Origin of the sequence: Trichocoleus sp. FACHB-40 (assembly GCF_014695915.1) — a bacterium.
Lineage (GTDB): Bacteria > Cyanobacteriota > Cyanobacteriia > Cyanobacteriales > FACHB-T130 > Funiculus > Funiculus sociatus.
In genome coordinates, this window is the sequence record NZ_JACJPF010000018.1 from 1 (window position 1) to 9,166 (window position 9,166).

Genomic DNA, 9,166 nt, shown 5'->3' on the forward strand with positions numbered 1-9,166 from the left:
ATTGCTCTCGATGACTATGCACGACGTAGACCCAGACTTTTCGCCAAAAGTTTGGTCAGAGTATTGGAGAACTATCAAGCAGCAAGGTTCCCTCTACTTTGAATCTCTACATCTGGCTAAGGAGGATCGGAGCTTTCCAGTGGAGATCGCCGTCACCTATCTGGAATTCTACGGCAGGGAGTGTGGCTATGTCTTCGTCCGCGACATTACCAGGCGCAAACAAGCAGAAGTAGAAATTCGCGCCACTCTGCAACAAGAAAAAGAACTCGGCGAACAGAGAGCGCACTTTATCTCTGTGTTTCGTCATGAATTCCGCAACCTGCTAAACATCGTCTCATTCTCTACCAGCTTACTGAGGCGTCACAGCCACCAATGGACTGAGGAGAAAAAACAACCGTATATCGAGCGCATCCGAACAGCTGTTGAACAGCTCAGCCAGTTGTTAGATCAAGTTAAATCATCTGTAGAGCAGAAGCAGGAAAACTAACATTCACTCCAAGAGCAATTGATTTAAACCCATTCTGCTGTAGCTTGGTTGCAGAAATACAACTGAGCGACAGTAGCGAGCATACCGTTATCTTTGGAAGCCTTGGCTCAACAGCCTGCATAAATGAAGAACTACTGTAGCCCATTCTCACGAATCTACTCTCGAATAGCTAGCAAATATTCCCCTCTAGATAGCACAGTTGATTTGAAACTCTCTCGCTGGGATGGAGAAGTGTTCTTTCAAATTAAAGATAGTAGAAGCGAAAAAACGTTAGTTTTACCGAAGAATTAGGCATTGTTATCAAACTTTGCATCCTTTAGTTTCTAGTTGTAAAGGCGTTTGCGAAGAATTCGACATAGTTGAAGAACAACGAAAAATTGATTAGAGAACTTGAAGGACTCTGTTGCAAAAATTTGTAGCTGGTAGCAGAAAAAAGCGTTCCAGAAAGCTATGCCCAGCAAATTAACTATGTCAACAACAGCGTAGAGCAGAACCAGCGGTTGAAAAAATGGCTGGTCAACTTGGAACTGGGTTTCTTTTCCTTTTACATGAATCAGCAAACATTGAGAAGCTACAAAACGATGAAAAAAATCTTAGTAATTGAAGATGAGGCACAAACCCGAGATATCTATCTAGAATGCCTGGAGGCAGAAGGATTCTACACCATCAGTGCAGAAAATGGCTTTGTTGGCGTCCATCTGACACAGGAACATCTGCCTGACTTGGTGATTTGCGACATTATGATGCCGGAACTTGATGGTTACGGCGTTTTAAGCACGCTGCGCCAAGACCCTGTCACTGCAATTATTCCTGTCATTTTTCTTACGGCTAAGACTACTGAGGCGGAACGCCGCTACGGCATGGAGTTGGGAGCGGATGATTATCTCACTAAGCCCTGTACAGCCGAGGACTTATTGAGAGCGATCGCAAATGTTTGTGAACTTACACGGTGAGGAAATTGCCGTGATGAAGGACGGAGGCACTAGGTTTACTGTCACGCTGCTATTGCGCTCTTCGAGTGGCGTCAGAAGTAACTCCTCTGTTCATTTTTCCAACTGACAATGACTAACTATCAGGAGGAGACAATGAAAAAGATTCTGGTGATTGAAGATGAGGCACAAAGCCGAGATATCTATCTAGAAAGCCTAGAGGAAGAAGGGTTCGATGCGATCGGTGCGGAAAATGGCCGTGTCGGTGTCCAGAGAGTACAGGAACAGTTTCCCGACTTAGTGCTTTGCGACATTATGATGCCGGAACTTGATGGTTACGGCGTTCTAAGCACGCTCCGCCAAGACCCTGTCACAGCAATGATTCCTTTCATTTTTCTTACTGCTAAGGGTACCAAGGCTGAGCTTCGCCAAGGGATGGAGTTGGGAGCGGATGACTATCTTACTAAACCCTCTACGGTAGAGGAATTACTGAGAGCGATCGCAGTTCGACTGGAAAAACAGGCAGCCCTCAGGCAATGGTGTGCTGTTGAGGTGCAACGAATCGCAGAGCCACCTCCTGCTGACACGGCAAAACAGGTAGCCCCTCAATCAATTTTTCCATCCAGCCCAAAGTTGAGTGAAGTCTTCCACTTTATTGATGCCAATTATCATCAACCAATTACCCTCAAGGATGTAGCCAAAGCAGTCCGTTACTCTCCGGCTTATTTAACTGACTTGGTGCGACATCAGACGGGAAAAACGGTGAACCGCTGGATTGTTGAGCGCCGGATGGTAGAGGCGTGTTCCTTGCTCCTGGAGACTAACCACTCAGTAGATAGGATTGCCGAGGCGGTGGGCTATCAGAATGCAGGTCATTTCTTCCGCCAGTTTCGCCAATATCACGGCACTACTCCCCAAGGCTGGCGCAACGCGCAGCGTAATTAGCTCAGTATCTAGCAGAAGTAGCTCACGTCTTACAGGCGCTTTACGTCTCAAAAAAGTTTTTGCAAAAGACTACTTACGAAACAGCGAAAAAATCATCAATCAAGAGCGAAAAATCTGTCAATGCGATCGCGCTAACTTGACTTCTAAGCTTAGGTTTAAACGAGCCTATCTAGACAAAGCTTTTAGGCTCAAGAAACCATTAGCAGTTCTGAATGTGAGGAGCGCAAGTTCTCAACAGCACGGAGCAGCGATTGGTAAAGTCGGCAGCGATCGCTCACCGCGTAGTTATTCTCGTAGGTGCTGCTGCCTATGAGCAGAAGGAAAGTTTCTCTCAAATTAACTTGCATTCATCGAAGGTTTATCATGACAATTCAGATCAATTCCTACGAAGCTCTTCTCGAACGAGCCTGGGCTGATGAAGACTTTAAAAACGGCTTCATTGCAGACCCCAAGCCCATACTGGCTAAGATCGGTGCGAAGGTTCCCGATTCTGTAAAGGTTGAAGTGCATGAAGATGGACTAGACCGACAGAATTATATTTTGCCAAGAAAGGAGCATTTAGAAAGGTACAACTTGGAGGGACAAAATCCAATTATCAGCCAAGTGATACAACAAGCCTTAGCTGATGAGGCTTTCAAAGCTAGACTGCTCAAGAACCCAAAGGCTGGTATCAAAGAGGGAACGGGTGAAGACGTGCCTGACGCTTTAACCATTTGCTTTCACGAAGACACGCCAACTGTCAAACATCTGGTCATCCCTGCAAATCCAACTAACGAAGAACTGAGTGACTCCCAACTGGAGATGGTCGCAGGTGGTATAGCAGGACTCCCTATCAAGCCCTTAATTGCGGGTCTAATTGCAGTTGATTAGTTCTAATCTCCGAAGGCTCGATCTCAACAACTATTGGGGGGGTTCAAGTATATTGAAGCCCCCATACCTTTACCAGAGGAGTAACCCTGTGGAACAATCAATTTCCTCATCTCAAAATCAGTTAACTTGCCAAACTGAGCGGATTAGACCCGAAGAGTTAGAACATACCGCCCTTCAGGTTCGCAAAAGAGCGATTCAGGCTCGCTCTGTTGGAATTCTCAGGTCAGTTCAGGCTTTCTCCTACAGCCTTGGTGGGTGGAGAAGCTTGTTTGAAGAGTATGTGCCGCAACCCTTTAACTCAAATGGTATTCCTCAAAATCCTGAAACAAGCGATCGCGCGATCGCCAATTCAGCATCGTCTGTAGAGACTTCTACATCAGCCGACTCCCGCCTGAGTCGAAGTAGCAATGATTCCAGTAGTCGTGAATCAACAGCATCAGTCCCTGATCTGGCTACGATGCCTCTTTGCCCTAGTGGACGACCAGAAGCTGGCGAGGCTGTTGTGTTTGGTGTAGTGGGAGGAACCGTAGCCGCGCCGCAGGTTGGATATCTCACCGAGGCAGTGCCAGTTGATGAGGATGTCTTGGCATTATCTGGTTCAGTGGAACCTACAGAAGTCTTCCGCATGGCTTCAACTTGTGCTGGTCATGGCTGCAAGCACTTTGATGGCTCTCGTTGCCGCCTAGCTATGCGGATTGTGGAGCAATTACCTTCTGTTGTCGAAGCACTGCCAGCCTGCCAGATTCGCCCGCATTGCCGCTGGTGGCAGCAAGAAGGAAAAGCCGCTTGTCAGCGCTGTCCTCAAGTGGTGACAGATAACTACTATGCGTCCGACTGGTTACGACAAGTAGCGGCTCCAAATCAATCGCAGTAGGTGATGCAGCAGGAAAATTGACACTACCCACCCCTCCGCTTACAAAGCGTGGGGTGGGATTCTTGTTCTCGTTCGGGAACTGGGTTACCCTATTTACCTCCCTTAGCAATACCAAGCTTGAAACTGTACCAAGTTTCTAGTCATTGAAGAGAGAAAACGGAAGGACTCATCCTTGAATAATGCTGGGAGCATTGCCACAGTAGTGCTGAGGGTAAGATGTTTGGATCTTCAGCAAGACATTAAACCGATTTTCTAGAGCATTTCTGTCAATGTGAGTATCCTCAGTATGAATTAGACAACAACAGACAAGGACACCACCCATTTTTACCTGCTTATTCTTCAGAGTTACAATCCGCAGAGCATTTACCACGGACGAATGAACTGATCGCTAATTGCAGTTTTAAGAGTCTAGATGATTTAGAGAAGGTGTTGGGCAAAATGGATAGCGTTGGCGCTGCAATACCACCAGCTACAGCCTCTAGTTCCTGCTCAGATAACAAGGATAATAATAACTTTACCCTAGACTTTCTGCTATATTTGCTTATCCAACTAGGAACCAGTTAGTGCAAAGCGCTCTATTTGCGATTGGAAAACGATTCATAGATAGTGCGACCAAAATCCTTTCCCACCGTGTATAGTGAAGAGAAATTAGCGGCAAGCAAAAACAACAGAATCACTGAAACTAGTGTGCCGGAAATAATTTGTGTTTTCTTCTGCATGATAAATTTACCACAGATTTTTTTAGCAAGAGCAGGAGATAAGTATCTTACTGAGCTAACTGTAGCTAAGTAAGGAACACTCAATCTAGCTTTGAGTAGTTCGGGAATGACTGTAGACGAAACTAGTTGCCTCAGAAAATGTCTGAAAAGCCCCTGATCTAGCTCTACACTGCCATGCTTAAATGTCACAAACTCACAAAACATTGGCTGGTTAGTGTAGTTTCTAATCAAATTAACTTACTTGATATTAGTAACTTCGACTTTTCAGACACCTTCTTACACATAGACCTTAATTAGTGGAGCACATCATAGATTGTGTCACCCAAGTCTTTGCCGGCGTTGAAAATGTCACTTACGACAGGGAAACCTCCAGCCACAGCCTCTAATTGCTCCTCAGTTAATTCCTTAGAGGGACACATTGGCAGTACGAAATAGAGGGCGGTGGGGTTCTCCTCCAGCACTTGCACACTCACCTGAGCAGGTAGTTGAAGACCAAATTCCCGTTCAATGATTGACTTGGAGTTGCTGAACAGCTCCTTCTTGTAAGCCTCATCCTTCCAAGCTTGGGCAATGATGTGTGCTTCGATATCTTTACGAGTCTGTAGGGAAGTTTGTTCGCTCATGTTTCTTATCTCCTAAAGTGAATAAAATTGAGCTTGGTTACAGATTGGACTAATTGACCCTAAGGTGGTTTTTCTTATTACCTCATTGTTCAATCATTAAATTGGCTTCAGCTTAAAATCAAGCTTGGTTTTCTAGATAGCCGTCAACAGCGCCAGCAACAAAAATGGCTGCGCCTGTTGCTATCAGTGGTAAAACACCACCAGCTACAGTTTCCAACTGCTCATCAGATAATTCTGCTCCCGACAAGTTGGGACATGCTGGAAGTACAAAGTAAAGATTGCTAGAATCCTCTTCCATCACATGAACGTTCACTTCATGTGGCAGTTGAACGCCAAATTCACGTTCAATTACAGCCTTGGGGTTGCTCAGCAATTCCTGCTTGTAAGCTTCATCCTTCCAGGCTTGAGCAATCATGTGTGCTTCGATATCTTGGCGAGTCTGTGGGGAAGTTTGTTCGCTCATGTTTTCTATCCTTTTAAGTAAACAACACTTAGATATAGCTGATTGAAGCCATAAGGTAGTTTTGAATTACTACTTCATTTTTCAATCACCTAACTCTGTTAATTACAGTAAAAGGACTTAAACGCAAATACTATGAACAATTTTTAGATCAGACTAGCAATTTTTTATATATCTGATATCGTCAAATCGAATGACTGTTAAGTTCAAGTTTAATTAGTGTGCTGTTAGACGAAACATACTGCTGTATTCTGTATTGTGAAGAAAGTTGAAGTAAAAAGCATAGAGGTTTCAATATAAAATCAAACAGGCACTATAGCAAACGGGAAATGCTCGTCTGGCTTAAAGTTGGTTAAAAGCCTTAATGACGCGAAGTTTGAGGATTTCACTATCATCAGAATCTAAATCAAAACCGAAAAAATTGCTACTCCCACATAAATATTGTGCATTGAACCCAGCTTTTTTACTTCCTAAGCTATTAGATATCAATCTGAACTCCCAACTTGCTTGAAAGAAGTTGATGGGTTTAACAGGAGTATAAGTGATTACTCAGAATTACTAACCTATGGTTGTTCAGATGAGTAAACCCAAAATTAGAAGGAGAAAAAATCATGACTAATAATCAAATAGAGTCCAACCAAGAGCCTAATCAGATATCTGATGAAGAGCTTGAGGCAGTTGCTGGTGGTTCTGGGGAAAGACCCCTAGTAAATGCTGGCAAGGATTTTATTGGTGACGTGATAGACGCAGGCAAAGATTTGATTTCAGATGTCAAGGATGTATTACCAAAGATTTAGTTGATAATGTAGCAGACGTAGATAATAATTTTGTTTCAGATGTATAAGATACGATTTAAGAACATCTCTAAATCTATCTAATAGTGTCTGGCAACTTAGTTGTCTGAAGATTCAGAAAGCTTACTGTGAAGTAATGCAGAAGAATTCTTAGACATCTTTTTTTTTTAACTAACTCAATTTTAGTTAATGATAACTGGCGACTCAGCCTCCTATTTGAATTAACACAGTGATCGCCTCCTGCTGCACACTAAGCAGAACCGAAAAAATTGTCAGTCTTATAGAAAGATGGTGCATTGTAGTCAGAGATTGCCTCCCGTAAGCTACTAGATATCAATTAGATATCAGCCTAGAGGAGGAGGGTATATGTCTATTGAAAGCGCCAAGGCATTCTACTCAAGAATGACTTAAGCGTTCTTATTAAAGTGAAGCAGTCCCTGGACATAGCAGAGATTACTGCCACTCTCTGGGATTGAGGCAACCCATTTAATAGCCTCTTTAAAATTTATGTCTGTTGAAAGCGCAAGAGCCTTTTACGAGCGGGTAGCTACGGATGAAGTGTTCCAAAAACAACTCCGAAACGCTGCCAGTGATGAGAAATGCCTAGAAATTGTACGAGCTGCTGGCTACACTTTTACACAGCAAGAATGGAAAGTTGCTTTGGCTCAAGTCTCAGAGCCAGATGACACTAAACTCAGTGACGCACAGCTAGAGGCGATTGCTGGGGGGCTAAAGGCTGCCCCTGGGGAGCAGACATCGTTCAACAACCAACCACTCAGCAAAGTATGGTCGGGTTTAGAGCAATCAATCGGCTTTGGTAAGCACTTGCGTCGGTTGTTTAACCCCCTTGGCTGGTCTATCAGGACTAAACTCTCGGTAGCACTGCTCTCAGCTACGCTCATACCGATGAGCTTCACTGCCTATTACAACCTCCAACAGAGCCTGAAGAGTGCAGAGGATAGTGAATACCGCAAACTGGAACTGTTAGCCACCAGTAACGCTAGTCGCCTCGACCAGCTAATCATCGATATCCAGCGCGTTGTGGTTCAAGTCAGTACTGAGAAGAATGTGGTAGGTTTCCTCACTTCTACCACGCCTGAGAAGCAAGGAACCTTCCGCTCCTCCGTGCAGCGATCGCTAGATAACATCTTCCGCTCCAACCCCGACTATGACGCTGTTTATCTCCTAGACAAAGAGGGGCGCGGCCTCGCTTCCACCGATCCAACATTCATGGGTCAAAACTACGCCTTTCGCGAATACTTTCAACAGGCAATCCAGGGACAGCCTTACGTCTCTAGTGTCCTAGTTGGTACAACCAGTGGGCGACCAGGCATTTACTTCTCCCACCCTGTGCGGTCTGAGAGTGGCAAGATCCTGGGAGTAGCAGTCTTAAAAATCAAGGGAGAGGAAATCTGGGCGATTGTAAATGCGCTACAGGCAGGCTCTGGGAGCTACGCCTTTTTGGTTGACCAGCAGGGGGTAATCATCAGCCACCCGGATAAGTCTCTCCTCTACCATAGTTTGGCTCCCTTACCGCCAGAGAAACGTAAGCAGGTCGAGACCGACAGGCTTTATGGCATCGAGCAAATTGAGAGCTTGGACATTCCAAAGTTGGCAGCGGCGATGGTGGGGACTAAAGAAATCGGTCACACCAGTTATTACTCCCCACAGGAGCAGACACGCCAGATGGTTGGCTTCGCTCCCCTAGACGAGCAACCCTGGGTGTTGGCAGTGAACAAAACTGATGCACAGTTTACCGCTCCCCTAAATCATCTAATCTGGCAAAATAGCCGCAGCTTACTGGCAGTAGGAGCGATCGCAACAATCATAGCACTGCTCCTAGCGCGGAGCATTGTCAGACCGATTCGCGCCCTCACCAAGGCAGCACAAGCACTGGAAGAGGACGATTTCGAGCCTCAAGGATTAGCTGAGGTGTCTCACTCTCAGGACGATATTGGTCAACTGGTGCGCGTCTTCCTACAGATGGCTCAAAAGTTGAAGGCACGAGAGCAGAACCTGAAACAGCAGGTGATGGAACTGCGCGTTGAGATTGACGAAGCCAAAAAGGTTCGCCAGGTCGCTGAAATTACGGAAACGGATGACTTTCAGCAGTTGCAGAAAAAAGTGCAAAAGCTCAGAAATCAATCGGTAACAGCTAGTGAAACTGAGACGGAGTACTACCAGCGATTGCAACAAAGGGTTCAACAGCTCAAGGGTCGAGTGGTAGACGATGGTAAATAAATCCGCAACCAAGGTACACCTACTCCCACTTTTGGGTGGCTGTAATCAGGCAGATAGCCTGCGCCAGAACTCAGCACGCTGTCGAGAGTGGTCATATCAAAGCTTTTATATTGTTTTATACCTGGAGGTACGCTGTGGCAAAAATAGTATCTATTCACTCGTTCCGTGGTGGAACTGGTAAATCAAACTTGACGGCTAACCTAGCGGCTACTATAGCCCGTCAT

Annotated in this window: 12 protein-coding genes and 1 pseudogene; 8 read left to right on the top strand and 5 right to left on the bottom strand. The window is 45.3% G+C overall.

Going from position 1 to position 9,166, the window contains the following annotated elements:
- The 3 genes from H6F63_RS00450 to H6F63_RS00460 all read left to right on the top strand — a co-directional run.
- Window positions 1-487: histidine kinase dimerization/phospho-acceptor domain-containing protein (locus H6F63_RS00450; RefSeq protein WP_277876306.1), on the top strand; the 487-nt coding region annotated here is incomplete at its 5' end.
- Between the two features lie 581 nt (window positions 488-1,068).
- Window positions 1,069-1,440: a response regulator gene (locus H6F63_RS00455; RefSeq protein WP_190633955.1), complete on the top strand. Its 372-nt coding sequence runs from the start codon at window positions 1,069-1,071 to the stop codon at window positions 1,438-1,440.
- 108 nt (window positions 1,441-1,548) lie between these two features.
- Entirely contained in the window at window positions 1,549-2,361 is an 813-nt protein-coding gene (locus H6F63_RS00460; protein WP_242019443.1) for a response regulator, read from the top strand.
- Window positions 2,362-2,549: 188 nt separating this feature from the next.
- On the opposite strand, the gene H6F63_RS00465 is transcribed toward H6F63_RS00460, so the two are convergent.
- The gene (locus H6F63_RS00465; protein ID WP_190633957.1) at window positions 2,550-2,708 is read right to left on the bottom strand and encodes a hypothetical protein; all 159 of its coding nucleotides are present in this window, start codon (window positions 2,706-2,708) and stop codon (window positions 2,550-2,552) included.
- Window positions 2,709-2,724: 16 nt separating this feature from the next.
- Between H6F63_RS00465 and H6F63_RS00470 the strand changes: the two genes are divergently transcribed.
- Window positions 2,725-3,231: an NHLP leader peptide family RiPP precursor gene (locus H6F63_RS00470; protein WP_190633959.1), complete on the top strand. Its 507-nt coding sequence runs from the start codon at window positions 2,725-2,727 to the stop codon at window positions 3,229-3,231.
- Between the two features lie 88 nt (window positions 3,232-3,319).
- Window positions 3,320-4,105, top strand: coding sequence for a hypothetical protein (locus H6F63_RS29730; protein WP_242019444.1), 786 nt, complete (start codon window positions 3,320-3,322; stop codon window positions 4,103-4,105).
- A gap of 166 nt (window positions 4,106-4,271) precedes the next feature.
- On the opposite strand, the gene H6F63_RS00480 is transcribed toward H6F63_RS29730, so the two are convergent.
- The 4 genes from H6F63_RS00480 to H6F63_RS00495 all read right to left on the bottom strand — a co-directional run bounded on the left by H6F63_RS00480 (window position 4,272) and on the right by H6F63_RS00495 (window position 5,910).
- Entirely contained in the window at window positions 4,272-4,475 is a 204-nt protein-coding gene (locus H6F63_RS00480) for a hypothetical protein (protein WP_190633961.1), read from the bottom strand.
- Between the two features lie 205 nt (window positions 4,476-4,680).
- Window positions 4,681-5,013 (bottom strand): hypothetical protein, encoded by a 333-nt coding sequence (locus H6F63_RS00485; RefSeq protein ID WP_190633963.1) that lies wholly within the window; start codon window positions 5,011-5,013, stop codon window positions 4,681-4,683.
- A gap of 104 nt (window positions 5,014-5,117) precedes the next feature.
- The gene (locus H6F63_RS00490) at window positions 5,118-5,447 is read right to left on the bottom strand and encodes an NHLP leader peptide family RiPP precursor (protein WP_190633965.1); all 330 of its coding nucleotides are present in this window, start codon (window positions 5,445-5,447) and stop codon (window positions 5,118-5,120) included.
- A 118-nt stretch (window positions 5,448-5,565) separates the two neighbouring features.
- Complete coding sequence (locus H6F63_RS00495) at window positions 5,566-5,910, bottom strand: class IIb bacteriocin, lactobin A/cerein 7B family (RefSeq protein ID WP_190633967.1); 345 nt, start codon at window positions 5,908-5,910, stop codon at window positions 5,566-5,568.
- Window positions 5,911-6,518: 608 nt separating this feature from the next.
- On the opposite strand from H6F63_RS00495, the gene H6F63_RS00500 reads away from it, so the two are divergent.
- The 3 genes and pseudogenes from H6F63_RS00500 to H6F63_RS30795 all read left to right on the top strand — a co-directional run.
- A complete protein-coding gene (locus tag H6F63_RS00500; RefSeq protein ID WP_190633968.1) occupies window positions 6,519-6,704 on the top strand; it encodes a hypothetical protein in 186 nt (61 codons plus the stop codon).
- Between the two features lie 504 nt (window positions 6,705-7,208).
- Window positions 7,209-8,942 (top strand): Nif11-like leader peptide family RiPP precursor, encoded by a 1,734-nt coding sequence (locus H6F63_RS00505; RefSeq protein ID WP_190633970.1) that lies wholly within the window; start codon window positions 7,209-7,211, stop codon window positions 8,940-8,942.
- Between the two features lie 134 nt (window positions 8,943-9,076).
- Window positions 9,077-9,166: pseudogene (locus H6F63_RS30795) on the top strand (MinD/ParA family protein); the annotation flags it as partial.

Coding starts and splice junctions, on each gene's coding strand:
- H6F63_RS00455 (WP_190633955.1), top strand. CDS start 1,069: ATGAAAAAAATCTTAGTAATTGAAGATGAGGCACAAACCCGAGATATC.
- H6F63_RS00460 (WP_242019443.1), top strand. CDS start 1,549: ATGACTAACTATCAGGAGGAGACAATGAAAAAGATTCTGGTGATTGAA.
- H6F63_RS00465 (WP_190633957.1), bottom strand. CDS start 2,708: ATGCAAGTTAATTTGAGAGAAACTTTCCTTCTGCTCATAGGCAGCAGC.
- H6F63_RS00470 (WP_190633959.1), top strand. CDS start 2,725: ATGACAATTCAGATCAATTCCTACGAAGCTCTTCTCGAACGAGCCTGG.
- H6F63_RS00490 (WP_190633965.1), bottom strand. CDS start 5,447: ATGAGCGAACAAACTTCCCTACAGACTCGTAAAGATATCGAAGCACAC.
- H6F63_RS00495 (WP_190633967.1), bottom strand. CDS start 5,910: ATGAGCGAACAAACTTCCCCACAGACTCGCCAAGATATCGAAGCACAC.
- H6F63_RS00500 (WP_190633968.1), top strand. CDS start 6,519: ATGACTAATAATCAAATAGAGTCCAACCAAGAGCCTAATCAGATATCT.
- H6F63_RS00505 (WP_190633970.1), top strand. CDS start 7,209: ATGTCTGTTGAAAGCGCAAGAGCCTTTTACGAGCGGGTAGCTACGGAT.